The 25,460-nt window shown below is 56.0% G+C and carries 32 protein-coding genes; all 32 read right to left on the bottom strand.

All coding sequences use genetic code 11. The features are described from left to right. Window positions 1-12: 12 nt before the first annotated feature. Window positions 13-633 carry a 30S ribosomal protein S4 gene (gene rpsD, locus J3P92_RS03335; protein WP_003176404.1) on the bottom strand — a complete coding sequence of 207 codons (621 nt, stop codon included), beginning with the start codon at window positions 631-633 and terminating at the stop codon, window positions 13-15. 18 nt (window positions 634-651) lie between these two features. Next, complete coding sequence (rpsK, locus tag J3P92_RS03330; RefSeq protein WP_002555466.1) at window positions 652-1,041, bottom strand: 30S ribosomal protein S11; 390 nt, start codon at window positions 1,039-1,041, stop codon at window positions 652-654. Window positions 1,042-1,071: 30 nt separating this feature from the next. Then, window positions 1,072-1,428 (bottom strand): 30S ribosomal protein S13, encoded by a 357-nt coding sequence (gene rpsM, locus J3P92_RS03325; protein WP_009045849.1) that lies wholly within the window; start codon window positions 1,426-1,428, stop codon window positions 1,072-1,074. 130 nt (window positions 1,429-1,558) lie between these two features. Next, window positions 1,559-1,675 carry a 50S ribosomal protein L36 gene (rpmJ, locus tag J3P92_RS03320; RefSeq protein WP_002555468.1) on the bottom strand — a complete coding sequence of 39 codons (117 nt, stop codon included), beginning with the start codon at window positions 1,673-1,675 and terminating at the stop codon, window positions 1,559-1,561. Window positions 1,676-1,705: 30 nt separating this feature from the next. Beyond that, entirely contained in the window at window positions 1,706-3,034 is a 1,329-nt protein-coding gene (gene secY, locus J3P92_RS03315; protein ID WP_018612224.1) for a preprotein translocase subunit SecY, read from the bottom strand. Next, window positions 3,035-3,472 (bottom strand): 50S ribosomal protein L15, encoded by a 438-nt coding sequence (gene rplO / locus J3P92_RS03310; protein WP_003186032.1) that lies wholly within the window; start codon window positions 3,470-3,472, stop codon window positions 3,035-3,037. It abuts the gene before it with no gap. Window positions 3,473-3,475: 3 nt separating this feature from the next. Then, window positions 3,476-3,652 carry a 50S ribosomal protein L30 gene (gene rpmD / locus J3P92_RS03305; protein WP_003176408.1) on the bottom strand — a complete coding sequence of 59 codons (177 nt, stop codon included), beginning with the start codon at window positions 3,650-3,652 and terminating at the stop codon, window positions 3,476-3,478. A 2-nt stretch (window positions 3,653-3,654) separates the two neighbouring features. Further along, the gene (gene rpsE / locus J3P92_RS03300) at window positions 3,655-4,155 is read right to left on the bottom strand and encodes a 30S ribosomal protein S5 (protein ID WP_003186035.1); all 501 of its coding nucleotides are present in this window, start codon (window positions 4,153-4,155) and stop codon (window positions 3,655-3,657) included. A gap of 3 nt (window positions 4,156-4,158) precedes the next feature. Next, complete coding sequence (gene rplR / locus J3P92_RS03295; RefSeq protein ID WP_003186037.1) at window positions 4,159-4,509, bottom strand: 50S ribosomal protein L18; 351 nt, start codon at window positions 4,507-4,509, stop codon at window positions 4,159-4,161. A 10-nt stretch (window positions 4,510-4,519) separates the two neighbouring features. Further along, window positions 4,520-5,053: a 50S ribosomal protein L6 gene (gene rplF, locus J3P92_RS03290; protein WP_003186039.1), complete on the bottom strand. Its 534-nt coding sequence runs from the start codon at window positions 5,051-5,053 to the stop codon at window positions 4,520-4,522. Between the two features lie 12 nt (window positions 5,054-5,065). Further along, window positions 5,066-5,458, bottom strand: coding sequence for a 30S ribosomal protein S8 (rpsH, locus tag J3P92_RS03285; protein ID WP_017848802.1), 393 nt, complete (start codon window positions 5,456-5,458; stop codon window positions 5,066-5,068). 210 nt (window positions 5,459-5,668) lie between these two features. Continuing rightward, a complete protein-coding gene (gene rpsN / locus J3P92_RS03280) occupies window positions 5,669-5,974 on the bottom strand; it encodes a 30S ribosomal protein S14 (RefSeq protein ID WP_003186042.1) in 306 nt (101 codons plus the stop codon). A 13-nt stretch (window positions 5,975-5,987) separates the two neighbouring features. Beyond that, window positions 5,988-6,527 carry a 50S ribosomal protein L5 gene (rplE, locus tag J3P92_RS03275; protein WP_030140492.1) on the bottom strand — a complete coding sequence of 180 codons (540 nt, stop codon included), beginning with the start codon at window positions 6,525-6,527 and terminating at the stop codon, window positions 5,988-5,990. A gap of 20 nt (window positions 6,528-6,547) precedes the next feature. Beyond that, window positions 6,548-6,862 carry a 50S ribosomal protein L24 gene (gene rplX, locus J3P92_RS03270; protein WP_003186046.1) on the bottom strand — a complete coding sequence of 105 codons (315 nt, stop codon included), beginning with the start codon at window positions 6,860-6,862 and terminating at the stop codon, window positions 6,548-6,550. An 11-nt stretch (window positions 6,863-6,873) separates the two neighbouring features. Further along, on the bottom strand, window positions 6,874-7,242 hold the full coding sequence (gene rplN / locus J3P92_RS03265; RefSeq protein WP_420767526.1) for a 50S ribosomal protein L14: 369 nt from the start codon (window positions 7,240-7,242) through the stop codon (window positions 6,874-6,876). Between the two features lie 23 nt (window positions 7,243-7,265). Next, window positions 7,266-7,532, bottom strand: coding sequence for a 30S ribosomal protein S17 (rpsQ, locus tag J3P92_RS03260; RefSeq protein ID WP_003194644.1), 267 nt, complete (start codon window positions 7,530-7,532; stop codon window positions 7,266-7,268). Window positions 7,533-7,534: 2 nt separating this feature from the next. Then, window positions 7,535-7,726 carry a 50S ribosomal protein L29 gene (gene rpmC, locus J3P92_RS03255; protein ID WP_002555481.1) on the bottom strand — a complete coding sequence of 64 codons (192 nt, stop codon included), beginning with the start codon at window positions 7,724-7,726 and terminating at the stop codon, window positions 7,535-7,537. Beyond that, entirely contained in the window at window positions 7,726-8,139 is a 414-nt protein-coding gene (gene rplP / locus J3P92_RS03250; protein WP_003186052.1) for a 50S ribosomal protein L16, read from the bottom strand. Before rplP ends, rpmC begins: the two co-directional genes overlap by 1 nt. Before the next feature lie 12 nt (window positions 8,140-8,151). After that, window positions 8,152-8,838: a 30S ribosomal protein S3 gene (gene rpsC / locus J3P92_RS03245; RefSeq protein ID WP_003176422.1), complete on the bottom strand. Its 687-nt coding sequence runs from the start codon at window positions 8,836-8,838 to the stop codon at window positions 8,152-8,154. A gap of 13 nt (window positions 8,839-8,851) precedes the next feature. Then, a complete protein-coding gene (gene rplV, locus J3P92_RS03240; protein ID WP_003103908.1) occupies window positions 8,852-9,184 on the bottom strand; it encodes a 50S ribosomal protein L22 in 333 nt (110 codons plus the stop codon). 11 nt (window positions 9,185-9,195) lie between these two features. Then, window positions 9,196-9,471, bottom strand: coding sequence for a 30S ribosomal protein S19 (rpsS, locus tag J3P92_RS03235; protein ID WP_002555486.1), 276 nt, complete (start codon window positions 9,469-9,471; stop codon window positions 9,196-9,198). Between the two features lie 16 nt (window positions 9,472-9,487). Beyond that, entirely contained in the window at window positions 9,488-10,312 is an 825-nt protein-coding gene (rplB, locus tag J3P92_RS03230; protein WP_007924198.1) for a 50S ribosomal protein L2, read from the bottom strand. Between the two features lie 14 nt (window positions 10,313-10,326). After that, complete coding sequence (gene rplW, locus J3P92_RS03225; protein WP_002555488.1) at window positions 10,327-10,626, bottom strand: 50S ribosomal protein L23; 300 nt, start codon at window positions 10,624-10,626, stop codon at window positions 10,327-10,329. Beyond that, window positions 10,623-11,225 (bottom strand): 50S ribosomal protein L4, encoded by a 603-nt coding sequence (rplD, locus tag J3P92_RS03220; RefSeq protein WP_003186057.1) that lies wholly within the window; start codon window positions 11,223-11,225, stop codon window positions 10,623-10,625. The genes rplW and rplD overlap by 4 nt, the downstream gene beginning before the upstream one ends. Window positions 11,226-11,237: 12 nt before the next feature. Next, window positions 11,238-11,873, bottom strand: a complete 636-nt coding sequence (gene rplC, locus J3P92_RS03215; RefSeq protein WP_003186059.1) for a 50S ribosomal protein L3 — start codon at window positions 11,871-11,873, stop codon at window positions 11,238-11,240. Between the two features lie 80 nt (window positions 11,874-11,953). After that, window positions 11,954-12,265: a 30S ribosomal protein S10 gene (rpsJ, locus tag J3P92_RS03210; protein ID WP_003186070.1), complete on the bottom strand. Its 312-nt coding sequence runs from the start codon at window positions 12,263-12,265 to the stop codon at window positions 11,954-11,956. Window positions 12,266-12,420: 155 nt separating this feature from the next. After that, on the bottom strand, window positions 12,421-13,614 hold the full coding sequence (tuf, locus tag J3P92_RS03205; RefSeq protein WP_339481469.1) for an elongation factor Tu: 1,194 nt from the start codon (window positions 13,612-13,614) through the stop codon (window positions 12,421-12,423). Window positions 13,615-13,645: 31 nt separating this feature from the next. Beyond that, a complete protein-coding gene (fusA, locus tag J3P92_RS03200) occupies window positions 13,646-15,751 on the bottom strand; it encodes an elongation factor G (RefSeq protein WP_434562044.1) in 2,106 nt (701 codons plus the stop codon). Window positions 15,752-15,781: 30 nt separating this feature from the next. Continuing rightward, a complete protein-coding gene (gene rpsG / locus J3P92_RS03195) occupies window positions 15,782-16,252 on the bottom strand; it encodes a 30S ribosomal protein S7 (RefSeq protein WP_003186074.1) in 471 nt (156 codons plus the stop codon). 102 nt (window positions 16,253-16,354) lie between these two features. Continuing rightward, window positions 16,355-16,726 (bottom strand): 30S ribosomal protein S12, encoded by a 372-nt coding sequence (gene rpsL, locus J3P92_RS03190; protein WP_003186084.1) that lies wholly within the window; start codon window positions 16,724-16,726, stop codon window positions 16,355-16,357. Window positions 16,727-16,942: 216 nt separating this feature from the next. Next, window positions 16,943-21,142, bottom strand: a complete 4,200-nt coding sequence (gene rpoC, locus J3P92_RS03185) for a DNA-directed RNA polymerase subunit beta' (protein ID WP_420767525.1) — start codon at window positions 21,140-21,142, stop codon at window positions 16,943-16,945. A gap of 64 nt (window positions 21,143-21,206) precedes the next feature. Next, a complete protein-coding gene (gene rpoB / locus J3P92_RS03180) occupies window positions 21,207-25,280 on the bottom strand; it encodes a DNA-directed RNA polymerase subunit beta (RefSeq protein ID WP_420767524.1) in 4,074 nt (1,357 codons plus the stop codon). Window positions 25,281-25,460 lie beyond the last annotated feature (180 nt).

Genomic DNA, 25,460 nt, shown 5'->3' with positions numbered 1-25,460 from the left:
ATTTTCTAGCCCTTACTTGGAGTAGAGCTCGACAATCAGGCTTTCGTTGATGTCGGCGGACAGATCACTGCGAGCAGGAACGTTCTTGAAAACGCCCGACTTCTTCTCAGTGTCTACTTCTACCCATTCTACGCGGCCACGTTGGGCACACAGATCGAGAGCTTGGACAATGCGAAGTTGGTTCTTTGCTTTCTCGCGAACAGCAACCACGTCACCAGCACGAACCTGGTAGGACGGAACGTTCACGGTCTGGCCGTTAACGCTGATCGACTTGTGCGATACCAGCTGACGGGATTCGGCACGAGTAGAACCGAAACCCATACGGTATACAACGTTGTCCAGGCGGCATTCGAGCAACTGCAACAGGTTTTCGCCGGTTGCGCCTTTCTTGCCAGCAGCTTCTTTGTAGTAGCCGCTGAATTGACGCTCGAGAACGCCGTAGATACGACGGACCTTCTGCTTTTCACGCAGTTGGGTGCCGTAGTCGGACTGGCGACCGCGGCGTTGGCCGTGGATACCAGGTGCTGCTTCGATGTTGCACTTCGATTCGATCGCGCGCACGCCGCTCTTCAGGAAGAGATCGGTGCCTTCGCGACGAGCGAGTTTGCATTTTGGACCAATGTAACGAGCCATTCTTTACAATCTCCTGGATTACACGCGGCGCTTCTTCGGCGGACGGCACCCGTTGTGCGGGATTGGCGTCACGTCGGTGATGCTGGCGATCTTGTAGCCACAGCCGTTCAAAGCGCGGACTGCGGATTCACGACCTGGACCTGGACCTTTGACGTTGACGTCGAGGTTTTTCAGGCCGTATTCCAGCGCAGCTTGACCAGCACGCTCAGCAGCTACTTGAGCAGCGAACGGGGTGGACTTGCGGGAACCGCGGAAACCCGAACCACCGGAGGTAGCCCAGGAAAGAGCGTTACCTTGACGGTCGGTAATGGTCACGATGGTGTTGTTAAAAGAAGCATGGATGTGGGCGATGCCATCAACCACTGTCTTTTTAACTTTTTTACGAGGACGAGCAGCAGGTTTTGCCATGATTAAATTCCTGTCGATTCGCTGGGGCGATTACTTGCGGATCGGCTTACGCGGACCTTTACGGGTACGCGCGTTGGTCTTGGTACGCTGACCGCGTACTGGCAGACCACGACGATGACGCAGACCGCGATAGCAACCGAGGTCCATCAAGCGCTTGATTTTCATGTTGATTTCGCGACGCAGGTCACCTTCAGTGGTGAACTTCGCCACTTCGCCACGCAGCTGTTCAATTTGCTCGTCGCTCAGATCCTTGATCTTTGCGGCTGGGTTGACCCCAGTCTCTGCACAAATTTTCTGTGCAGTAGTGCGACCAACACCATAGATGTAGGTCAGCGAGATAACAGTATGCTTGTTATCTGGAATGTTAACGCCTGCAATACGGGCCATTCAGTGGGACTCCAATTGACAGCTACCTACGCCCCGGAAGCCAAGAAATAGGGCGCGAGATAATATCGCTGTAATAACAAATAATCAACCCGGCAGCGCACTAGCTGCCGGGCTTAAAGCACAATCACACTCAGCCTTGGCGCTGTTTGTGACGCGGTTCCGCGCTGCAAATTACCCGAACAACACCTTCGCGGCGAATAATCTTGCAGTTGCGGCACAGCTTTTTCACCGATGCACGAACTTTCATCACCAACTCCTCGAACCTTATGGACGCTACTCAGCGCAACATGCCGCTGCCGTAGCCCTTCAGGTTGGCTTTCTTCATCAGGGATTCGTACTGGTGCGAAACGAGGTGCGATTGTACTTGGGACATGAAGTCCATCACAACCACGACCACGATCAGCAACGAGGTCCCGCCAAGGTAGAACGGAACGTTTGCCGCAACCACCAGGAACTGGGGAAGCAAGCAGACGGCCGTCATGTAAAGAGCACCGAACAAGGTCAAACGAGTCAGAACGCCATCAATGTAGCGCGCAGACTGCTCACCAGGACGGATACCCGGAATAAAGGCACCGGACTTCTTCAGGTTTTCCGCTACGTCTTTCGGATTGAACATCAACGCCGTATAGAAGAAGCAGAAGAAAATAATCCCTGCACTAAACAGCAGAATATTCAACGGCTGACCAGGAGCGATCGACTGCGAGATGTCCTGCAACCAGCCCATACCTTCAGACTGGCCGAACCAGGCACCCAACGAAGCCGGGAACAGCAAGATGCTGCTCGCGAAAATGGCCGGGATAACACCGGCCATGTTCACCTTCAACGGCAAGTGGCTGGTCTGCGCAGCAAAAACCTTACGGCCCTGCTGACGCTTGGCGTAGTGAACAGCAATACGACGCTGACCACGCTCGATGAACACCACGAAACCGATAATCGCTACTGCCAGCAAACCGATGGCAACCAGAGCAAAGATGTTGATATCGCCCTGACGCGCAGACTCGAAAGACTGCCCGATCGCTCTCGGAAGACCGGCGACGATACCTGCGAAGATCAACATCGAGATACCGTTGCCAACACCACGCTCAGTAATCTGCTCACCCAGCCACATCATGAACATCGCGCCCGCCACAAAAGTGGTTACCGCGACGAAATGGAAGCCAAAGTCACCAGTGAACGCTACGCCCTGCCCCGCCAGACCGATGGACATGCCAACGGCCTGGACGAGAGCGAGGACGACAGTGAGGTAGCGGGTGTACTGGCTGATCTTGCGACGGCCAGCTTCACCTTCCTTCTTCAACTGCTCCAACTGCGGACTGACAGCGGACATCAGCTGCATGATGATCGATGCCGAAATGTACGGCATGATCCCCAGTGCAAAGATGCTCATCCGCTCCAGCGCGCCGCCGGAAAACATGTTGAACAAGCTAAGAATGGTCCCCTCATTCTGTCGAAACAGGTCCGCGAGTCGGTCCGGGTTGATACCTGGAACCGGGATGTGTGCGCCTATTCGGTAGACGATAATCGCCAGGAACAGAAAACGCAGACGAGCCCAGAGTTCAGACATACCGCCTTTGCCGAGCGCAGAGAGAGCACCTTGCTTAGCCATTTATTCCTCGAACTTGCCGCCAGCTGCTTCGATAGCCGCACGCGCACCTTTGGTGGCGCCGATTCCCTTTCCGATGGTGACAGCACGAGCAACTTCGCCCGACAGCATGATTTTCACACGCTGTACGTTCTGGTTGATCACGTTGGCATCCTTCAGGGACTGCACGGTGACGATGTCGCCGTCCACTTTGGCCAGCTCGGACAGACGCACTTCAGCGCGGTCCATGGCTTTCAGGGAAACGAAACCGAACTTCGGCAGGCGACGATGCAGCGGCTGTTGGCCGCCTTCAAAGCCTGGAGCGATGGTGCCACCGGAGCGGGAGGTCTGACCTTTGTGGCCACGGCCACCGGTCTTGCCCAAACCACTACCGATACCACGGCCCGGACGATGCTTTTCGCGACGGGAACCCGGCGCTGGACTCAGATCATTGAGTTTCATCGATTAACCCTCGACACGCAGCATGTAGTAAGCCTTGTTGATCATCCCGCGATTCTCGGGAGTATCCTGGACTTCTACAGTGTGACCGATGCGACGCAGACCCAGACCCTTAACGCACAGTTTGTGGTTAGGGATGCGGCCGGTCATGCTTTTGATCAGCGTAACTTTTACGGTAGCCATGATCAGAAGATCTCCTTGACGCTTTTGCCACGCTTGGCGGCAATGGATTCAGGAGACTGCATTGCTTTCAAACCCTTGAAAGTGGCGTGAACCACGTTTACTGGGTTAGTCGAGCCGTAGCACTTGGCCAGAACGTTCTGAACGCCAGCAACTTCGAGGACAGCACGCATAGCGCCACCAGCGATGATACCGGTACCTTCAGAAGCAGGCTGCATGTACACCTTCGAAGCGCCATGGGCAGACTTCATTGCGTACTGCAGGGTGGTGCCGTTCAGATCAACCTGGATCATGTTGCGGCGAGCAGCTTCCATTGCCTTCTGGATCGCAGCAGGCACTTCACGCGACTTGCCACGGCCGAAGCCAACACGGCCCTTACCATCACCTACCACGGTCAACGCGGTGAAAGTGAAGATACGGCCGCCTTTAACGGTTTTGGCTACGCGGTTAACTTGAACCAGCTTCTCGATGTAGCCTTCGTCGCGCTTTTGGTCGTTATTTGACATAACTTAGAACTCCAGCCCAGCTTCACGAGCAGCATCAGCCAGCGCCTTGACGCGGCCGTGGTACTTGAAGCCAGAGCGGTCGAAAGCCACCTGCGAGACGCCAGCGGCTTTAGCACGCGTAGCGACCAGCTGGCCAACCTTAGTGGCCGCGTCGATGTTGCCAGTGGCGCCATCACGCAGTTCTTTATCCAAAGTCGAGGCACTTGCCAGGACTTTGTTGCCGTCGGCCGAAATGACCTGGGCGTAGATGTGCTGCGACGAGCGGAACACGCAGAGACGCACGACTTCGAGCTCGTGCATTTTCAGGCGTGCTTTGCGAGCGCGACGCAGTCGAGTAACTTTTTTGTCGGTCATTTGCTATGCCCTACTTCTTCTTGGCTTCTTTACGACGGACGACTTCGTCCGCGTAGCGCACACCTTTGCCTTTGTACGGCTCTGGTGGACGGAAGTCGCGGATCTCGGCGGCCACTTGACCTACCAGCTGCTTGTCGATGCCCTTGATCAGGATATCGGTCTGGCTAGGAGTCTCAGCGGTGATGCCTTCCGGCAGTTCATAATCCACTGGGTGCGAGAAGCCAAGAGCCAGGTTCAGCACTGTGCCTTTTGCTTGCGCTTTGTAACCAACACCGACCAGCTGGAGCTTGCGCTCGAAGCCTTGGCTTACGCCTTGGACCATGTTGTTAACCAACGCACGAGTGGTACCAGCCATTGCGCGAGTCTGTTGATCGCCATTGCGAGCAGCGAAACGCAGCTCACCAGCTTCTTCAACGATCTCAACGGACGAATGGATGTTCAGTTGCAGAGTGCCCTTGGCACCCTTCACCGAAAGCTGTTGGCCTGCGAATTTGACTTCGACACCGGCTGGCAGCTTAACGGGGTTCTTAGCGACGCGTGACATGCTTATCCCCCCTTAGAACACAGTGCAAAGAACTTCGCCGCCGACACCGGCAGCGCGCGCAGCACGATCCGTCATCACACCTTTGTTGGTGGAGACGATAGACACGCCCAGGCCGCCACGAACTTTCGGCAGATCCTCAACGGACTTGTACTGACGCAGGCCAGGACGGCTAACGCGCTTCACTTCCTCGATGACCGGACGGCCTTCGAAGTACTTCAGCTCGATGGACAGCAGAGGCTTGATTTCGCTGCTGATCTGATAACCCGCAATGTAACCTTCGTCCTTCAGGACTTTGGCAACAGCTACCTTCAACGTGGAAGATGGCATGCTTACGACGGACTTTTCAGCCATCTGGGCATTACGGATACGAGTTAGCATGTCCGCTAACGGGTCCTGCATACTCATGGGCTAGACGCTCCTAATACACAAAAAATTAGCCTTTCGGCTAGTACGTGTCGCCGAGCGCATCCGCGCAATAAAAACACGGGCTCAGACGAGCCGGGTATTCTAGACACACCCCAGAAATGAATCAAGCCCCAAAAGGGGCTTGATTCAAGTTCAAGGTCACCGGCGGTCAGGATCTCGCGACCCCGAACACCAGGACATTGACAGTGCTTACCAGCTGGCTTTGACCAGACCTGGAACGTCACCACGCATAGCGGCTTGACGCAGCATGTTACGGCCGAGGCCGAACTTGCGGTACACGCCGTGCGGACGACCAGTCAGGCGGCAGCGGTTACGCATGCGCGAGGCGCTGGCGTCACGTGGCTGCTTCTGCAGTGCTACGGTAGCTTCCCAACGCGCTTCTGGACTTGCGTTCAGATCAACGATGATAGCTTTCAGCGCTGCACGCTTGGTGGCGTACTTGGCAACGGTGAGCTGACGCTTCAGCTCACGGTTCTTCATGCTCTTCTTGGCCATTGTCCTACTCCAATCAGTTGCGGAACGGGAATTTGAAAGCACGCAGCAGCGCGCGACCTTCTTCATCCGTCCGAGCAGTGGTGGTCAGGGTAATGTCCAGACCGCGGAGAGCATCGATCTTGTCGTAATCGATTTCCGGGAAAATGATCTGCTCTTTCACGCCCATGCTGTAGTTGCCACGACCATCGAAGGACTTGGCATTCAGGCCGCGGAAGTCGCGAACCCGAGGCAGGGAGATCGACAGCAGACGATCCAGGAACTCGTACATACGCTCACGGCGCAGGGTCACTTTGACGCCGATCGGCCAACCTTCACGGACTTTAAAGCCAGCGATGGATTTCCGAGCGTAAGTCACAACGACTTTCTGACCGGTGATCTTTTCCAGGTCGGCAACGGCATGCTCGATGACTTTTTTGTCGCCGATCGCTTCGCCCAGACCCATGTTCAGGGTGATTTTGGTAACGCGCGGAACTTCCATCACGTTCGAAAGCTTAAGTTCTTCCTTAAGTTTCGGTGCGATTTCCTTCCGGTAAATCTCTTTTAGTCGTGCCATGGTCTTCTACCTAGCAGTGTTCAAGCATCAACCGCTTTTTGGGTCGACTTGAAGACACGAATTTTCTTACCGTCTTCTACTTTGAAACCAACGCGGTCAGCCTTGTTGGTTTCGCCGTTGAAGATGGCGACGTTGGAAGCGTGCAGTGGCGCTTCTTTCTCGACGATACCGCCTTGTACGCCCGACATCGGGTTAGGCTTGGTATGACGCTTGACCAGGTTCAGACCACCAACAACCAGACGGTTGTCAGCAAGAACCTTCAGCACCTTACCGCGCTTACCCTTGTCTTTGCCGGCGATCACGATGATCTCGTCGTCACGACGAATCTTTTGCATGTCGGATCTCCTTACAGCACTTCTGGGGCGAGCGAGACGATCTTCATGAACTTCTCAGTACGAAGTTCACGGGTCACTGGCCCAAAGATACGGGTGCCGATTGGCTCTTGCTTGTTGTTCAACAGAACAGCAGCGTTGCCATCAAAGCGGATGATGGAGCCGTCAGCACGACGAACACCGTGGCGAGTGCGGACTACGATAGCAGTCATCACTTGGCCTTTTTTCACCTTACCGCGAGGAATTGCTTCCTTGACGGTAACTTTGATGATGTCACCGATACCAGCGTAACGACGATGGGAGCCACCCAGCACCTTGATGCACATAACACGGCGAGCGCCGCTGTTATCGGCCACATCGAGCATGGATTGAGTCTGAATCATATAATTTCTCCGACCCCTAGCCCTTAGACTTCCACAGCGCGTTCGAGAACATCAACCAGTGCCCAAGACTTGGTCTTGGCCATCGGACGAGTCTCACGAATAGTGACCTTGTCGCCGATGTGGCACTGATTGGTTTCGTCGTGCGCGTGCAGCTTAGTCGAACGCTTAACGTATTTACCGTAGATCGGGTGCTTAACGCGACGCTCGATCAGAACGGTGATGGTTTTGTCCATCTTGTCGCTGACAACACGGCCAGTCAGCGTACGGACAGTTTTTTCGGCTTCAGCCATGATTACTTACCTGCCTGCTGGTTGAGCACAGTTTTCACGCGAGCGATGTCACGCTTAACTTGCGAGAGCAGATGAGACTGCCCCAACTGGCCAGTTGCTTTCTGCATACGCAGATTGAACTGGTCGCGCAGCAGGCCGAGCAGTTGCTCGTTCAGCTGCTGTGCTGATTTTTCACGAAGTTCATTCGCTTTCATCACATCACCGTCCGTTTAACAAAGGAGGTGGCGAGCGGCAGCTTTGCAGCAGCCAGGGCGAAAGCCTCACGCGCCAGCTCTTCAGAAACACCCTCGATTTCGTACAGGACTTTGCCTGGCTGAATCTGGGCAACCCAGTACTCCACGTTACCCTTACCTTTACCCATCCGAACTTCGAGTGGCTTCTTGGTGACAGGCTTGTCCGGGAATACACGGATCCAGATCTTGCCGCCACGTTTTACGTGACGGGTCAGAGCACGACGCGCTGACTCGATCTGACGAGCGGTGAGACGACCACGAGCAACAGACTTCAGCGCGAACTCGCCGAAGCTGACTTTGCTACCGCGCAATGCCAGGCCACGGTTGTGACCGGTCATCTGCTTGCGGAACTTCGTACGCTTTGGTTGCAACATTTGGCGTACCCCTTACTTAGCAGCTTTTTTACGAGGCGCTGGTGCTTGTGGCTTCAGTTCTTCTTGGCGACCACCAATTACTTCGCCTTTGAAGATCCAAACCTTTACACCGATCACACCGTAGGTGGTGTGAGCTTCGTAGTTGGCATAGTCGATGTCGGCACGCAGGGTGTGCAGTGGCACACGACCTTCGCGATACCATTCAGTACGTGCGATTTCAGCACCGCCGAGACGACCGCTCACTTGGATTTTGATGCCTTTGGCACCAATGCGCATTGCGTTCTGTACAGCGCGCTTCATAGCGCGACGGAACATTACACGGCGCTCCAGCTGCTGAGCTACGCTCTGCGCAACCAGCATACCGTCGAGTTCCGGCTTGCGGATCTCTTCGATATTGATGTGCACAGGCACACCCATTTGCTTGGTCAGGTCCTGACGCAGTTTCTCAACATCTTCACCTTTCTTCCCGATAACGATACCTGGGCGAGCGGTGTGGATGGTGATACGTGCAGTCTGAGCCGGACGATGGATATCGATACGGCTGACGGACGCGCTTTTTAGTTTGTCTTGGAGATACTCACGCACCTTCAGATCAGCGAACAAGTAGTCCGCATAAGTCCGACCGTCTGCGTACCAGACGGAGGTGTGCTCCTTGACGATTCCCAGGCGAATGCCAATGGGATGTACTTTCTGACCCATCTCTTCGACTCCGTTACTTGTCAGCAACCTTGACAGTGATATGGCAAGACCGCTTGACGATGCGATCAGCACGGCCTTTGGCACGTGGCATGATGCGCTTCAGCGAACGCCCTTCGTTGACGAAAACGGTGCTGACCTTCAGGTCATCAACGTCTGCGCCTTCGTTATGCTCGGCGTTGGCTACGGCCGACTCCAGCACTTTTTTCATGATCTCGGCGGCTTTCTTACTGCTGAAAGCCAACAGGTTGAGCGCTTCGCCCACCTTCTTCCCGCGGATCTGGTCGGCGACCAAGCGGGCTTTCTGGGCGGAGATTCGAGCGCCCGACAACTTAGCGGCTACTTCCATTTCCTTACCCCTTAACGCTTGGCTTTCTTGTCAGCCACGTGCCCACGGTATGTGCGGGTACCGGCGAACTCGCCCAGTTTGTGGCCGACCATGTCTTCGTTCACGAGAACTGGGACGTGCTGGCGACCGTTGTGTACAGCGATGGTCAGACCGACCATTTGTGGCAGGATCATCGAACGGCGCGACCAGGTCTTAACTGGTTTGCGATCGTTCTTTTCCGCCGCCACTTCGATCTTCTTCAGTAGGTGAAGATCAATAAAAGGACCTTTTTTCAGAGAACGTGGCACTGTCGTATCCCTCTATTTACTTGCGACGACGGACGATCATTTTGTCGGTACGCTTATTACCACGAGTCTTCGCGCCCTTAGTCGGGAAGCCCCATGGCGATACCGGATGACGACCACCAGAGGTACGACCTTCACCACCACCATGTGGGTGGTCAACCGGGTTCATGGCAACACCACGAACGGTTGGGCGAACGCCACGCCAGCGCTTGGCACCAGCTTTACCCAACGAACGCAGGCTGTGCTCGGAGTTCGAGACTTCGCCCAGGGTCGCACGGCATTCAGCCAGTACTTTACGCATCTCACCAGAACGCAGACGCAGGGTCACGTAGACACCTTCACGAGCGATCAGCTGAGCCGAAGCACCAGCGGAACGAGCGATTTGCGCGCCTTTACCTGGCTTCAATTCGATGCCGTGTACGGTGCTACCAACTGGAATGTTACGCAGTTGCAGAGCGTTGCCCGGCTTGATCGGCGCCAAGGCACCTGCGATCAGCTGGTCGCCAGCGCTCACGCCTTTAGGGGCGATGATGTAGCGACGCTCGCCATCTGCGTACAGCAGCAGAGCGATGTGAGCAGTACGGTTTGGATCGTATTCGATACGCTCGACGGTGGCAGCGATGCCATCCTTGTCGTTGCGACGGAAGTCGACCAGACGATAATGCTGCTTATGACCACCACCAACGTGACGAGTGGTAATACGGCCATTGTTGTTACGACCACCAGACTTCGATTTTTTCTCGAGCAGCGGTGCGTGAGGAGCGCCTTTATGCAGCTCCTGGTTGACCACCTTGACCACAAAACGGCGGCCAGGGGAAGTCGGTTTGCATTTAACGATTGCCATGATGCACCCCTTCCTTACTCAGCACTGCTGCTGAAATCGAGATCTTGGCCTGGCTGAAGGGAGATAACTGCCTTCTTCCAGTCATTACGCTTGCCCAGACCGCGAGCAGTGCGCTTGCTCTTACCCAGAACATTCAGGGTAGTAACGCGCTCTACTTTGACGCTGAACAGGCTTTCGACGGCCTTCTTGATTTCCAGCTTGGTTGCATCGGTTGCAACCTTGAAAACGAACTGGCCTTTCTTGTCTGCCAGAACCGTAGCCTTCTCGGAAACGTGCGGGCCAAGCAGAACTTTAAATACGCGTTCCTGGTTCATCCCAGCAGCTCCTCGAATTTCTTCACGGCCGACACGGTGATCAACACCTTGTCGTATGCGATCAGACTGACCGGATCGGAACCCTGCACGTCACGAACGTCGACGTGTGGCAGGTTGCGAGCAGCCAGGTACAGGTTCTGATCAACAGCGTCAGACACGATCAGGACGTCAGTCAGACCCATGCCATTCAGCTTGTTCAGCAGATCTTTGGTTTTCGGTGCTTCAACAGCGAAGTCCTGAACCACGACCAGACGATCAGTACGCACCAGCTCAGCAAGGATGGAACGCATTGCTGCGCGGTACATCTTCTTGTTCAGCTTCTGGGAGTGATCCTGAGGACGAGCTGCGAAAGTGGTACCGCCGCCACGCCAGATTGGGCTACGGATAGTACCGGCACGAGCACGGCCAGTACCTTTCTGACGCCATGGGCGCTTACCGCCACCAGAAACGTCGGAACGGGTCTTTTGCTGCTTGCTACCTTGACGGCCGCCGGCCATGTAGGCCACGACTGCTTGGTGAACCAGCGTCTCGTTGAATTCGCCGCCAAATGTCAGTTCGGAAACTTCGATCGCTTGAGCGTCATTTACATTTAATTGCATGTCAGCTTCCCCTTAACCGCGAGCCTTGGCTGCTGGACGTACAACCAAGTTGCCGCCAGTAGCGCCAGGAACAGCGCCCTTGACCAACAACAGATTGCGTTCAGCGTCCACGCGCACTACTTCGAGGGACTGCACGGTCACGCGCTCAGCGCCCATATGACCGGACATTTTTTTGCCCTTGAATACACGACCAGGAGTCTGGCACTGGCCGATAGAGCCTGGAACGCGGTGGGATACGGAGTTACCGTGGGTGTTATCTTGCCCGCGGAAGTTCCAACGCTTGATCGTACCCTGGAAGCCTTTACCTTTGGACTGACCGGTTACATCAACCAGTTGACCAGCAGCGAAGATTTCAGCGTTGATCAGATCGCCGGCCTGGTACTCGCCTTCTTCAAGGCGGAATTCCATTACGGTACGACCAGCGGCTACGTTCGCCTTGGCGAAGTGGCCAGCTTGAGCAGCTGTTACACGCGAAGCGCGACGCTCGCCGACAGTGACTTGCACTGCACGATAGCCATCGGTCTCTTCAGTTTTGAACTGGGTGACGCGATTCGGCTCGATCTCAATGACCGTGACCGGAATGGAGACACCTTCTTCGGTGAAAATACGGGTCATACCGCATTTACGACCGACTACACCAATAGTCATGTTGTAAACCTCATGAGTGTACGGGGCTTTCACCCGCTATGGCCGCCCATTTCAGAGCGTTACACGACTAAGACCGAGTCTTAGCCGAGGCTGATCTGCACTTCCACACCGGCCGCAAGATCAAGCTTCATAAGAGCATCAACGGTTTTATCCGTTGGCTGGACGATGTCCAGAACGCGCTTATGAGTACGGATCTCGTACTGGTCACGCGCGTCTTTGTTGACGTGCGGGGAGACCAGAACGGTGAACCGCTCTTTACGGGTAGGCAGTGGAATTGGACCACGCACTTGAGCACCAGTACGTTTCGCGGTTTCCACGATTTCCTGGGTGGATTGGTCGATCAGGCGATGGTCAAAAGCCTTCAACCTGATACGGATTTGCTGATTTTGCATTGGATTTCAGACTCCGGCTGCTATTCCCACCGGGCGCAATACGCCCGTTAAAAGGAGGCGCAATTCTATAGACGCCCCTGATAGGTGTCAACCTAATAAAAAAGCCCCCGCTAAGCGGGGGCTTTCCTGTTCATCGAGTCGACTCTGAAAGAGTCTTATTCGATGACTTTGGCTACGACGCCAGCGCCGACGGTACGACCGCCTTCACGGATAGCGAAACGCAGGCCGTCTTCCATCGCGATGGTCTTGATCAGAGTGACAGTCATCTGAATGTTGTCACCTGGCATTACCATTTCAACGCCTTCTGGCAGCTCGCAGTTACCAGTCACGTCAGTTGTACGGAAGTAGAACTGTGGACGGTAGCCTTTGAAGAACGGAGTGTGACGACCGCCTTCTTCCTTGCTCAGAACGTAGACTTCTGCGGTGAACTTGGTGTGCGGCTTGACGGTGCCTGGCTTGACCAGAACCTGGCCACGCTCAACGTCGTCACGCTTGGTGCCGCGCAGCAGTACGCCGCAGTTCTCGCCAGCACGACCTTCATCGAGCAGCTTGCGGAACATTTCAACGCCGGTGCAGGTAGTTTTCTGAGTGTCGCGCAGACCGACGATCTCAACTTCTTCCTGGATACGGACGATGCCACGCTCAACACGACCAGTCACAACAGTACCGCGACCGGAGATCGAGAACACGTCTTCGATTGGCATCAGGAACGGCTTGTCGATAGCACGCTCTGGCTCCGGGATGTAGCTGTCCAGAGTTTCCACCAGCTTCTTGACAGCAGTGGTGCCCATTTCGTTGTCGTCTTGGCCGTTCAGAGCCATCAGAGCCGAACCGATGATGATCGGAGTGTCATCACCTGGGAAGTCGTAAGTGCTCAGCAGGTCGCGCACTTCCATCTCAACCAGTTCCAGCAGCTCAGCGTCGTCAACCATGTCAGCCTTGTTCAGGAAGACAACGATGTACGGAACGCCTACCTGACGGGACAGCAGGATGTGCTCACGGGTTTGTGGCATCGGACCATCAGCGGCCGAGCAAACCAGGATCGCGCCGTCCATCTGGGCAGCACCGGTGATCATGTTTTTTACGTAGTCGGCGTGACCTGGGCAGTCAACGTGTGCGTAGTGACGCACGGACGAATCGTATTCAACGTGAGCGGTGTTGATGGTGATACCGCGAGCTTTCTCTTCCGGGGCGCTGTCGATCTTGTCGAAGTCAACCTTGGCCGAACCGAAAACTTCGGAGCAGACACGGGTCAGAGCAGCGGTCAGGGTAGTTTTACCGTGGTCAACGTGGCCGATGGTGCCAACGTTGACGTGCGGTTTGTTCCGTTCAAATTTTTCTTTAGCCACGACAATTAACTCCTAGCTTAAAGGGGCTGGATCAGCCTTGCTTTTTGGTAACAGTCTCGACGATATGCGACGGAGCTGTATTGTATTTTTTGAATTCCATAGAGTAGCTTGCGCGACCCTGAGACATGGAGCGAACGTCGGTTGCGTAACCGAACATCTCACCCAACGGAACCTCGGCGCGGATAACCTTGCCGGAAACCGTATCTTCCATACCCAGAATCATGCCACGACGACGGTTAAGGTCGCCCATGACATCACCCATGTAGTCTTCAGGCGTAACGACTTCTACCGCCATGATAGGTTCAAGCAACTCACCACCGCCCTTCTGGGCCAGTTGCTTGGTAGCCATGGAAGCAGCCACCTTAAACGCCATCTCGTTGGAGTCGACGTCGTGGTAAGAACCGTCGAACACAGTCGCCTTCAGGCCGATCAGCGGATAGCCGGCAACAACGCCGTTCTTCATCTGCTCTTCGATACCTTTCTGGATCGCCGGGATGTATTCCTTAGGAACCACACCACCAACGACTTCGTTCAGGAATTGCAGACCTTCCTGACCTTCGTCAGCCGGTGCAAAACGGATCCAGCAATGACCGAATTGGCCACGACCGCCGGACTGGCGAACGAACTTGCCTTCGATTTCACAGCTCTTCGTGATGCGCTCACGATAGGAAACCTGAGGCTTACCGATGTTGGCTTCGACGTTGAACTCACGGCGCATCCGGTCAACCAGGATGTCCAGGTGCAGCTCGCCCATGCCGGAGATGATCGTCTGACCAGTCTCTTCATCAGTCTTGACGCGGAAAGAAGGGTCTTCCTGAGCGAGCTTGCCCAGAGCGATACCCATTTTTTCCTGGTCGTCCTTGGTCTTAGGCTCAACGGCAACCGAGATAACCGGCTCCGGGAAGTCCATGCGAACCAGGATGATTGGCTTGTCAGCGTTGCACAAGGTTTCACCGGTGGTGACGTCCTTCATGCCGATCAAGGCCGCGATGTCGCCAGCGCGCACTTCCTTGATTTCTTCACGGGCGTTTGCGTGCATTTGCACCATACGACCCACGCGCTCTTTCTTGCCTTTTACCGAGTTGATCACGCCGTCGCCGGATGCCAACACGCCCGAGTAAACTCGAACGAAGGTCAAGGTACCCACGAATGGGTCAGTAGCGATCTTGAACGCCAAAGCCGCGAACGGCTCGTCGTCACTTGCGTGACGCTCCATTTCCTCTTCCTCGTTATCCGGGTTGGAACCCTTGATAGCAGGAATGTCGGTTGGAGCAGGCAGGAAGTCGATAACGGCGTCGAGAACCAGGGGAACGCCCTTGTTCTTGAAGGAAGAACCGCAAACAGCCAGAACGATCTCACCAGCGATAGTACGCTGACGCAGAGCGGCCTTGATTTCCTCGTTGGAGAGTTCTTCGCCCTCGAGGTACTTGTTCATCAGCTCTTCATTGGCTTCGGCCGCAGCCTCAACCATGTTGCTGCGCCATTGCTCGGCTTCTTCCAACAGCTCGGCAGGAATTTCCTTACGAACAGGGACCATGCCCTTGTCGGAGTCATTCCAGTACACGGCCTGCATGTTGATCAGGTCGATCTGGCCCTGGAAGTTGTCTTCCGAACCGATAGCGAGCTGGATAGGCACCGGAGTGTGACCCAGACGCTGCTTGATCTGACCGATCACGCGCAGGAAGTTGGCACCAGCACGGTCCATCTTGTTTACATAAACAAGACGTGGAACACCGTATTTGTTGGCCTGACGCCATACGGTTTCCGACTGAGGCTCAACGCCCGAAGTACCACAGAACACAACGACCGCGCCGTCGAGTACACGCAGGGAACGCTCAACTTCAATGGTGAAGTCTACGTGGCCCGGGGTATCGATAACGTTGAAGCGATGCTCGTGCGGGTACTGCTTCTCGGAACCTTTCCAGAAGGCGGTGATAGCAGCAGAAGTAATGGTAATACCACGCTCCTGCTCCTGAACCATCCAGTCTGTGGTCGCGGCGCCGTCATGCACCTCGCCCATTTTGTGACTTTTGCCGGTGTAAAAAAGGACGCGCTCGGTGGTGGTGGTCTTACCAGCATCCACGTGAGCAACGATACCGATGTTACGGTAGCGGTTAATCGGTGTAGTACGAGCCATAAAGCCCTCGCAAATTGAGTGACGCTAAAATTAGAAGCGGTAGTGCGAGAAAGCCTTGTTGGCTTCAGCCATACGGTGCACGTCTTCACGCTTCTTAACTGCAGCACCTTTACCTTCAGCAGCGTCCAACAGTTCACCAGCCAAACGCAGGGCCATGGACTTCTCGCCGCGCTTGCGGGCGAAGTCTACCAGCCAGCGCATTGCCAGGGCGTTACGACGGGAAGGACGAACTTCGACCGGAACCTGGTAAGTAGCACCGCCTACACGGCGCGACTTCACTTCGACCAGCGGAGCGATGGCGTCGAGAGCTTTCTCGAAGATTTCCAGGGGATCGCTGTTCTTGCGTTCCTTAACTTTGTCCAGTGCGCCATAAACGATACGTTCGGCAACGGCTTTCTTGCCGCTTTCCATAACGTGGTTCATGAACTTGGCGAGAATCTGGCTTCCGTATTTCGGATCGTCCAGAATCTCACGTTTGGCTGCTACGCGACGTCTTGGCATGATAAGCCCTCAAGCGGTCTTCAGGTTAGCCCGGGACAGCGGATGCGTGCCCGACCTTACTCTTATCGACTCAATAAAAATGAAAAACTGCAAAACGACCGATTACTTCGGACGCTTGGTACCGTACTTCGAGCGACCCTGGTTACGACCTTTAACGCCGGAAGTATCCAAAGAACCGCGGACGGTGTGGTAACGAACACCTGGCAAGTCTTTTACACGACCGCCGCGGATCAGTACCACGCTGTGCTCTTGCAGGTTGTGACCTTCACCACCGATGTACGAGGAAACCTCGAAACCGTTGGTCAGGCGCACACGGCATACTTTACGCAGTGCCGAGTTAGGTTTTTTCGGCGTGGTGGTATACACACGGGTGCATACGCCACGACGTTGCGGGCAGTTCTGCAGCGCAGGCACGTCGGATTTCTCGACGATACGCTTACGCGGCTGACGTACCAGCTGGTTGATAGTTGCCATCTACTAGCTCCACTGTTGTCTTGCGACGCTATTGTCTTACAAGAAAAGCAAAATGGCAGGAACGAATTCCCGCCAAATTTAGGGGATCAAGAGTCTAAAGAGGATCTTGTCCCCAGTCAAGGCAAGGCCCCGACCTCCCCGCCCACCGAATCTCGACAATTTGTCTCGATCCGCCGAACGGGATGGCCAGGGCCAGGCACTTAATCAACGCCGAACTCAGTTACCGCTCGAGTTCAGTGCTTCGGTCAGTGCAGCTTCCACTTCACTGGCGCTCACGCGCAGCGGCTTGTCTGCATCACGACGACGCTTGCGTTCGCTGTGATAGGCCAAACCGGTACCGGCCGGGATCAGACGACCCACGACCACGTTTTCTTTCAGGCCGCGCAAGTAGTCGCGCTTGCCGGTTACCGCCGCCTCGGTCAGTACGCGAGTGGTTTCCTGGAAGGAAGCCGCCGAGATGAACGATTCGGTGGACAGCGACGCCTTGGTGATACCCAGCAGTACGCGGGTGAACTTGGCAAGGAACTTGTCCTCGTTCGCCAGACGCTCGTTTTCCACCAGCACGTGAGTCAGTTCCATCTGGTCGCCCTTGATGAAGCTGGAGTCGCCAGACTCGGAGATCTCAACTTTACGCAGCATCTGACGCAGGATGGTCTCGATGTGCTTGTCGTTGATCTTCACGCCCTGCAGACGATAAACGTCCTGGATTTCGTTCACGATGTACTTGGCCAGCGCACTGACACCCAGCAGACGCAGGATGTCATGTGGATCGCTCGGACCGTCGGAGATAACTTCGCCGCGGTTTACCTGTTCGCCTTCGAAGACGTTCAGGTGACGCCACTTAGGAATCAGCTCTTCGTACGGATCGCTACCGTCGTTCGGGGTGATAACCAGGCGGCGCTTGCCCTTGGTTTCTTTACCGAACGCGATGGTGCCGCTGACTTCAGCCAGAATCGAGGCTTCTTTCGGACGACGAGCTTCGAACAAGTCGGCAACACGCGGCAGACCACCGGTGATGTCGCGGGTCTTCGAAGTTTCTTGCGGGATGCGAGCGATAACATCACCGATCGCGATCCGCGCACCGTCCGCAACACCGACCAGGGCGTTGGCTGGCAGGAAGTACTGAGCGATTACGTCAGTACCTGGCAGCAACAGATCCTTGCCGTTGTCGTCGACCATCTTCACGGCCGGACGGATGTCCTTGCCTGCAGCTGGACGATCTTTTGCGTCGAGCACTTCGATGTTGGTCATACCGGTCAATTCGTCAGTCTGACGCTTGATCGTGATGCCTTCTTCCATGCCCACGTAGGTCACGGTACCTTTCATCTCGGTGACGATTGGGTGAGTGTGCGGATCCCACTTGGCCACGATGGCACCAGCGTCGACCTTGTCGCCTTCCTTCACCGAAATCACGGCACCGTACGGCAGCTTGTAGCGCTCGCGCTCACGACCGAAGTCGTCGGCAATCGCCAACTCACCGGAACGGGAAACGGCGACCAGGTGACCGTCGACACGCTCAACATGCTTCAGGTTGTGCAGGCGGACAGTACCGCCATTCTTCACCTGAACGCTGTCGGCCGCGGAGGTCCGGCTTGCCGCACCACCGATGTGGAACGTACGCATGGTCAGCTGGGTACCCGGCTCACCGATGGACTGGGCAGCAATAACGCCGACCGCTTCACCGATGTTCACCTGGTGACCACGTGCCAGGTCGCGACCGTAGCACTTGGCGCAGATGCCGTAGCGGGTTTCACAGCTGATCGGCGAGCGCACGATCACTTCGTCGATGCTGTTGAGTTCGATGAATTCGACCCACTTCTCGTCAACCAGGGTGCCAGCAGGAACGATGACGTCCTCGGTACCCGGCTTGAATACGTCACGGGCGATGACACGACCCAATACGCGCTCACCCAGCGGCTCTACAACGTCACCGCCTTCGATGTGCGGAGTCATTACCAGGCCATGCTCGGTGCCGCAATCGATCTCGGTCACGACCAGATCCTGGGCAACGTCTACCAGACGACGAGTCAGGTAACCGGAGTTCGCCGTTTTCAACGCGGTATCCGCAAGACCCTTACGAGCACCGTGAGTGGAGATGAAGTACTGGAGTACGCTCAAACCTTCACGGAAGTTCGCAGTAATCGGGGTCTCGATGATGGAGCCGTCCGGCTTGGCCATCAGGCCACGCATACCGGCGAGCTGACGGATCTGCGCAGCAGAACCCCGCGCACCCGAGTCGGCCATCATGTACATCGAGTTGAAGGATTCCTGGTCGACTTCCTTGCCATGGCGGTCGATGACCTTCTCTTTCGAGAGGTTGGCCATCATGGCCTTGGATACTTCGTCGTTCGCCTTGGACCAGAGGTCGATCACCTTGTTGTACTTCTCGCCCTGGGTTACCAGGCCGGACGCGTACTGGCTTTCGATCTCTTTCACTTCTTCGGTGGCTGCACCGATGATGCGGGCTTTTTCATCAGGGATAACGAAGTCGTTAACACCGATGGAAACGCCGGAGATGGTCGAATAGGCAAAACCGGTGTACATCAACTGGTCAGCGAAGATCACGGTCTCTTTCAGACCAACCACGCGGTAGCACTGGTTGATCAGCTTGGAGATCGCCTTTTTCTTCATCGGCAGGTTGACGACATCGAAGGACAAGCCTTTCGGCACGACCTGGAACAGCAGCGCACGGCCGACGGTGGTGTCGACGATACGAGTGTTGGTCACGCTGTTGCCATCACGATCGTTTACGGTTTCGTTGATCCGCACCTTGACCTTGGCGTGCAGTGCGGCTTCGCCGGCACGGAACACACGGTCAACTTCCTGCAGGTCCGCGAACACACGACCTTCGCCCTTGGCGTTGATCGCTTCACGAGTCATGTAGTACAGACCCAATACAACGTCCTGGGACGGAACGATGATTGGCTCACCGTTGGCTGGCGACAGGATGTTGTTGGTCGACATCATCAACGCACGCGCTTCGAGCTGGGCTTCCAGCGTCAGCGGTACGTGCACGGCCATTTGGTCGCCGTCGAAGTCGGCGTTGTACGCAGCACAGACCAGCGGGTGCAGCTGGATAGCCTTACCTTCGATCAGTACCGGTTCAAACGCCTGGATACCCAGACGGTGAAGGGTCGGTGCACGGTTGAGCAGCACTGGGTGTTCGCGAATTACTTCGGCAAGAACGTCCCAGACCTCTGGCAGCTCGCGCTCGACCATCTTCTTGGCGGCCTTGATGGTGGTCGCAAGACCACGCATTTCCAGCTTGCCGAAGATGAACGGTTTGAACAGTTCCAGGGCCATTTTCTTTGGCAGGCCGCACTGGTGCAGACGCAGGGTCGGGCCTACGGTAATTACCGAACGACCGGAGTAGTCAACACGCTTACCGAGCAAGTTCTGACGGAAACGACCCTGCTTACCCTTGATCATGTCAGCCAGGGATTTCAGAGGACGCTTGTTCGAACCGGTGATAGCGCGGCCACGACGACCGTTGTCGAGCAATGCGTCCACCGCTTCCTGCAACATACGCTTTTCGTTGCGCACGATGATGTCCGGAGCGGACAGATCGAGCAGGCGCTTCAAGCGGTTGTTACGGTTGATCACCCGACGATACAGATCGTTGAGGTCGGAAGTCGCGAAACGACCGCCATCGAGCGGAACCAGCGGACGCAGGTCTGGCGGCAGTACCGGCAGAACGGTCAGCACCATCCACTCTGGCAGGTTGCCGGAACCCTGGAAGGCTTCCATCAACTTCAGACGCTTGGACAGCTTCTTGATCTTGGTTTCGGAGTTGGTTTGCGGAATCTCTTCACGCAGACGACCAATCTCGTGCTCCAGGTCGATAGCGTGCAGCAGTTCGCGGACAGCTTCGGCACCCATGCGGGCATCGAAATCGTCGCCGAACTCTTCCAGCGCTTCGAAGTACTGTTCGTCGTTGAGCAGCTGACCTTTTTCAAGAGTGGTCATGCCTGGATCGATAACGACATAGCTCTCGAAGTAGAGAACGCGTTCGATATCACGCAGGGTCATGTCCATCAGCAGGCCGATACGGGACGGCAGCGATTTCAGGAACCAGATGTGGGCAACCGGCGAGGCCAGTTCGATGTGCGCCATGCGCTCACGACGAACTTTTGCCAGCGCGACTTCAACGCCGCACTTCTCGCAGATCACGCCGCGATGCTTCAAGCGCTTGTACTTACCGCACAGGCACTCGTAATCCTTTACCGGGCCAAAGATCTTGGCGCAGAACAGACCATCACGCTCGGGTTTGAACGTACGGTAGTTGATGGTTTCCGGTTTTTTTACTTCACCGAACGACCACGAACGGATCATCTCAGGCGAGGCCAATCCAATACGGATGGCGTCGAACTCTTCGACTTGACCCTGGTTTTTCAGCAAATTCAGTAGGTCTTTCAAGGCCTTTCCTCCTGGCGGAGCAGAGAGCGGGCAAAACAGCCCCGCTCTCGATTCGCGTCACGTGTTATTCGGTTTCCAGATCGATATCGATGCCGAGGGAACGAATTTCCTTGATCAACACGTTGAAGGACTCGGGCATGCCCGGCTCCATACGGTGATCGCCGTCCACGATGTTTTTGTACATCTTGGTCCGGCCGTTCACATCGTCCGACTTCACTGTGAGCATTTCTTGCAGAGTGTATGCAGCACCGTATGCTTCCAGTGCCCAGACCTCCATCTCCCCGAAACGCTGACCACCGAACTGCGCCTTACCACCCAGCGGCTGCTGGGTAACCAGGCTGTAAGAACCGGTAGAACGAGCGTGCATCTTGTCGTCTACCAAGTGGTTCAGCTTCAGCATGTACATGTAGCCAACGGTAACCGGACGCTCGAACTTGTTGCCGGTACGACCATCGAACAGCTGCATCTGGCCGCTTTCTGGCAGGTCCGCCAGTTTCAGCATGGCCTTGATTTCGCTTTCCTTGGCACCGTCGAACACCGGGGTAGCCATTGGAACGCCGCCGCGCAGGTTCTTCGCCAAGTCCAGGATTTCCTGGTCGGAGAAGGTGTCCAGCTCTTCGTTGCGCCCGCCGATCTCGTTGTAGATCTCGTGCAGGAACTTACGCAGATCAGCGACCTTGCGCTGCTCTTCGATCATGCGGTTGATCTTCTCGCCCAACCCTTTGGCCGCGAGGCCCAGGTGAGTTTCGAGAATCTGACCAACGTTCATACGCGAAGGTACGCCCAACGGGTTGAGAACCACATCGACCGGGGTGCCATTGGCATCGTGCGGCATGTCTTCAACCGGCATGATCACGGAGACCACACCCTTGTTACCGTGACGACCGGCCATCTTGTCGCCCGGCTGGATGCGACGACGGATTGCCAGGTAAACCTTGACGATTTTCAGCACGCCTGGAGCCAGGTCATCGCCCTGCTGCAGTTTGCGCTTCTTGTCTTCGAACTTGTCGTCCAGCAGACGGCGGCGATCAACGATATAGGCCTGGGCCTTCTCGAGCTGCTCGTTCAGAGCATCTTCAGCCATGCGCAGCTTGAACCACTGGCCATGCTCAAGACCGTCGAGGACTTCGTCGGTGATCTCCTGACCTTTCTTCAGGCCGGCGCCGCCTTCGGCTTTGTGGCCGACCAGGGCGGAGCGCAGACGCTCGAAAGTCGCGCCTTCGACGATACGGAACTCTTCGTTCAGGTCCTTGCGGATCTCGTCGAGCTGAGTCTTCTCGATCGACAGTGCGCGAGCGTCACGCTCAACGCCGTCGCGGGTGAAGACCTGTACGTCGATGACGGTACCTTTGGTGCCGGTAGGCACGCGCAGGGAGGTGTCTTTCACGTCGCTGGCTTTTTCACCGAAGATCGCACGCAGCAGCTTCTCTTCCGGAGTCAGTTGGGTCTCGCCTTTCGGAGTGACCTTGCCGACCAGGATGTCGCCCGCGCCTACTTCAGCACCTACATAAACGATACCGGCTTCGTCCAGCTTGTTCAGTGCAGCTTCACCCACGTTCGGGATGTCCGCAGTGATTTCTTCTGGGCCAAGCTTGGTGTCACGAGCCACACAGGTCAGTTCCTGGATGTGGATCGTGGTGAAGCGGTCTTCCTGGACCACACGCTCGGACAGGCAGATGGAGTCTTCGAAGTTGAAGCCGTTCCATGCCATGAACGCGATGCGCATGTTCTGACCCAGCGCCAGTTCACCCATGTCGGTGGACGGGCCGTCGGCCATGATGTCGCTGCGCTGAACCCGATCACCTTTGCTTACCAGCGGACGCTGGTTGATGCAGGTGTTCTGGTTGGAGCGGGTGTACTTGGTCAGGTTGTAGATGTCGACACCGGCTTCGCCCGGCTCTACTTCGTCATCGGCAACACGAACCACGATACGGCTGGCGTCGACGGAATCGATCACACCGCCACGACGAGCCACGACGCAAACGCCGGAGTCGCGCGCAACGTTGCGCTCCATGCCAGTACCTACCAGTGGCTTATCGGCACGCAGGGTCGGTACAGCCTGACGCTGCATGTTCGAACCCATCAACGCACGGTTGGCGTCGTCGTGCTCGAGGAACGGGATCAGCGACGCTGCAACCGACACTACCTGCTTCGGCGATACGTCCATCAAGGTGACGTCTTCCGGCGCCTTGACGGTGAACTCGTTCAAGTGACGAACAGCTACCAGCTCGTCGGTCAGGACTTTCTTGTCGTTCATCGTGGCCGAAGCCTGGGCGATCACGTGATCAGCCTCTTCGATGGCAGACAGGAACACGATCTCGTCGGTGACCAGGGCGTCTTTCACCACACGGTACGGGCTTTCGAGGAAGCCATACTGGTTGGTGCGCGCATAGGCGGCCAAAGAGTTGATCAGACCGATGTTCGGACCTTCCGGCGTTTCGATCGGGCATACACGACCGTAGTGAGTCGGGTGTACGTCACGAACTTCGAAGCCTGCACGCTCACGGGTCAGACCGCCTGGGCCGAGTGCGGAAACACGACGCTTGTGGGTGATCTCGGACAGCGGGTTGTTCTGGTCCATGAACTGGGACAGCTGGCTCGAGCCGAAGAATTCCTTCACCGCCGCGGCCACTGGCTTGGCGTTGATCAGGTCTTGCGGCATCAGGCCTTCGCTTTCAGCCATCGACAGGCGTTCCTTGACCGCGCGCTCTACGCGCACCAGGCCAACACGGAACTGGTTTTCGGCCATTTCGCCTACGCAGCGAACGCGACGGTTACCCAGGTGGTCGATGTCATCGACGATGCCTTTGCCGTTACGGATGTCGACCAGGGTCTTGAGCACCGCAACGATGTCATCCTTGTTCAGCACGCCCGAACCTTCGATCTCAGTACGACCGATACGACGGTTGAACTTCATCCGGCCGACCGCGGAGAGGTCATAGCGCTCAGGGCTGAAGAACAGGTTGTTGAACAGGGTCTCGGCAGCATCCTTGGTTGGCGGCTCGCCAGGACGCATCATGCGATAGATCTCGACCAAGGCTTCCAGCTGGTTGCCAGTGGAGTCGATCTTCAGCGTGTCGGAGATGAACGGACCGCAGTCGATGTCGTTGGTGTACAGGGTCTCGATACGAACGACCTGAGCCTTGACGATCTTCGCCAGGATCTCGACGGTGAGCTCGGTATTGCACTCAGCGATGATCTCGCCGGTGGCTGGATGCACGATGACCTTGGCGGTGGTGCGACCCAGGACGTAGTCCATCGGCACCTGCAGCTCTTTGATACCGGCTTTTTCCAGCTGGTTGATGTGGCGAGCAGTAATACGACGGCCTTGCTCGACAATAACCTTGCCCTTGTCGTCCTGGATATCCAGGACCGCGATTTCACCGCGCAGGCGCTGAGGCACCAACTCCAGGCTCAGGTTCTCACCTTGCACATGGAAGACGTTGGTGGTGTAGAACGCGTCCAGCACTTCTTCGGTGGTATAGCCGAGCGCGCGCAGCAGTACCGATGCAGGCAGCTTGCGACGACGGTCAATACGCACGAATACGCAGTCTTTCGGGTCGAACTCGAAGTCCAGCCACGAACCGCGGTAAGGAATGATGCGCGCGGAGTAGAGCAGTTTGCCGGAACTGTGCGTCTTACCACGGTCGTGGTCGAAGAACACGCCCGGGGAACGGTGCAGCTGGGAAACGATTACACGCTCGGTACCGTTGATTACGAAGGTACCGTTCTCAGTCATCAGGGGGATTTCACCCATGTAGACTTCTTGCTCTTTGATGTCCTTGATCGCTTTATTCGACGATTCTTTGTCGAAAATGATCAGGCGCACTTTTACCCGCAAAGGTACGGCGTAAGTAACACCGCGCAATACGCATTCTTTGACATCAAATGCCGGTTCGCCCAGGCGATAACCGACGTACTCCAGCGCAGCATTGCCGGAGTAACTGATGATCGGGAAAACGGATTTGAAGGCCGCATGCAGGCCCACGTCGCGGAACTGATCTTTAGTCGCTCCCGCTTGCAAGAATTCACGATACGAATCCAGCTGGATGGCCAGGAGGTACGGCACATCCATGACGTCCGGCAACTTGCTAAAGTCCTTGCGGATACGTTTTTTCTCAGTATATGAGTAAGCCATCAGCGTTCCCCAGCTTGGTCACCTGCTTGTTTGGCCCCTCCCGACGGGAGCAGCCAGAAAATCGTGCAAACCCCATGGTTTGCGCCACCACATCGGGTGGTTACAGCTCGCGATCAGCACCGACCCAGTCGGCTGCCAATAACGGAAAAAGGCCGGTGGCAAGAGCCACCAGCCATCAGC

The sequence above is a fragment of the Pseudomonas sp. D3-27 genome (assembly GCF_051132165.1).
GTDB lineage: Bacteria > Pseudomonadota > Gammaproteobacteria > Pseudomonadales > Pseudomonadaceae > Aquipseudomonas.
Note: the sequence above shows the minus strand (reverse complement) of the source record. Positions and strands in the feature narration are given on the sequence as shown.

Bases quoted from the DNA above. Each gene is read 5' to 3' on its own strand.
- rpsD (WP_003176404.1), bottom strand. From the start codon at position 633: ATGGCTCGTTACATTGGTCCAAAATGCAAACTCGCTCGTCGCGAAGGC.
- rpsK (WP_002555466.1), bottom strand. From the start codon at position 1,041: ATGGCAAAACCTGCTGCTCGTCCTCGTAAAAAAGTTAAAAAGACAGTG.
- rpsM (WP_009045849.1), bottom strand. From the start codon at position 1,428: ATGGCCCGTATTGCAGGCGTTAACATTCCAGATAACAAGCATACTGTT.
- rpmJ (WP_002555468.1), bottom strand. From the start codon at position 1,675: ATGAAAGTTCGTGCATCGGTGAAAAAGCTGTGCCGCAACTGCAAGATT.
- secY (WP_018612224.1), bottom strand. From the start codon at position 3,034: ATGGCTAAGCAAGGTGCTCTCTCTGCGCTCGGCAAAGGCGGTATGTCT.
- rplO (WP_003186032.1), bottom strand. From the start codon at position 3,472: ATGAAACTCAATGATCTGAGTCCAGCGCCGGGTTCCCGTCGCGAAAAG.
- rpmD (WP_003176408.1), bottom strand. From the start codon at position 3,652: ATGGCTACCGTAAAAGTTACGCTGATCAAAAGCATGACCGGCCGCATC.
- rpsE (WP_003186035.1), bottom strand. From the start codon at position 4,155: ATGTCAAATAACGACCAAAAGCGCGACGAAGGCTACATCGAGAAGCTG.
- rplR (WP_003186037.1), bottom strand. From the start codon at position 4,509: ATGACCGACAAAAAAGTTACTCGACTGCGTCGCGCTCGCAAAGCACGC.
- rplF (WP_003186039.1), bottom strand. From the start codon at position 5,053: ATGTCACGCGTCGCTAAGAACCCCGTTAAGCTGCCAGCCGGTGTCGAA.
- rpsH (WP_017848802.1), bottom strand. From the start codon at position 5,458: ATGAGTATGCAGGACCCGTTAGCGGACATGCTAACTCGTATCCGTAAT.
- rpsN (WP_003186042.1), bottom strand. From the start codon at position 5,974: ATGGCCAAGAAGAGCATGAAGAACCGTGAGCTGAAGCGTCAGCTCACC.
- rplE (WP_030140492.1), bottom strand. From the start codon at position 6,527: ATGGCACGACTAAAAGAGATTTACCGGAAGGAAATCGCACCGAAACTT.
- rplX (WP_003186046.1), bottom strand. From the start codon at position 6,862: ATGCAAAAGATTCGTCGTGACGACGAGATCATCGTGATCGCCGGCAAA.
- rplN (WP_420767526.1), bottom strand. From the start codon at position 7,242: ATGATTCAGACTCAATCCATGCTCGATGTGGCCGATAACAGCGGCGCT.
- rpsQ (WP_003194644.1), bottom strand. From the start codon at position 7,532: ATGGCTGAAGCCGAAAAAACTGTCCGTACGCTGACTGGCCGTGTTGTC.
- rpmC (WP_002555481.1), bottom strand. From the start codon at position 7,726: ATGAAAGCGAATGAACTTCGTGAAAAATCAGCACAGCAGCTGAACGAG.
- rplP (WP_003186052.1), bottom strand. From the start codon at position 8,139: ATGTTGCAACCAAAGCGTACGAAGTTCCGCAAGCAGATGACCGGTCAC.
- rpsC (WP_003176422.1), bottom strand. From the start codon at position 8,838: ATGGGTCAGAAAGTACATCCCATTGGCATTCGCCTGGGAATCGTCAAG.
- rplV (WP_003103908.1), bottom strand. From the start codon at position 9,184: ATGGAAGTAGCCGCTAAGTTGTCGGGCGCTCGAATCTCCGCCCAGAAA.
- rplB (WP_007924198.1), bottom strand. From the start codon at position 10,312: ATGGCAATCGTTAAATGCAAACCGACTTCCCCTGGCCGCCGTTTTGTG.
- rplW (WP_002555488.1), bottom strand. From the start codon at position 10,626: ATGAACCAGGAACGCGTATTTAAAGTTCTGCTTGGCCCGCACGTTTCC.
- rplD (WP_003186057.1), bottom strand. From the start codon at position 11,225: ATGCAATTAAATGTAAATGACGCTCAAGCGATCGAAGTTTCCGAACTG.
- rplC (WP_003186059.1), bottom strand. From the start codon at position 11,873: ATGACTATTGGTGTAGTCGGTCGTAAATGCGGTATGACCCGTATTTTC.
- rpsJ (WP_003186070.1), bottom strand. From the start codon at position 12,265: ATGCAAAATCAGCAAATCCGTATCAGGTTGAAGGCTTTTGACCATCGC.
- fusA (WP_434562044.1), bottom strand. From the start codon at position 15,751: ATGGCTCGTACTACACCGATTAACCGCTACCGTAACATCGGTATCGTT.
- rpsG (WP_003186074.1), bottom strand. From the start codon at position 16,252: ATGCCAAGACGTCGCGTAGCAGCCAAACGTGAGATTCTGGACGATCCG.
- rpsL (WP_003186084.1), bottom strand. From the start codon at position 16,726: ATGGCAACTATCAACCAGCTGGTACGTCAGCCGCGTAAGCGTATCGTC.
- rpoB (WP_420767524.1), bottom strand. From the start codon at position 25,280: ATGGCTTACTCATATACTGAGAAAAAACGTATCCGCAAGGACTTTAGC.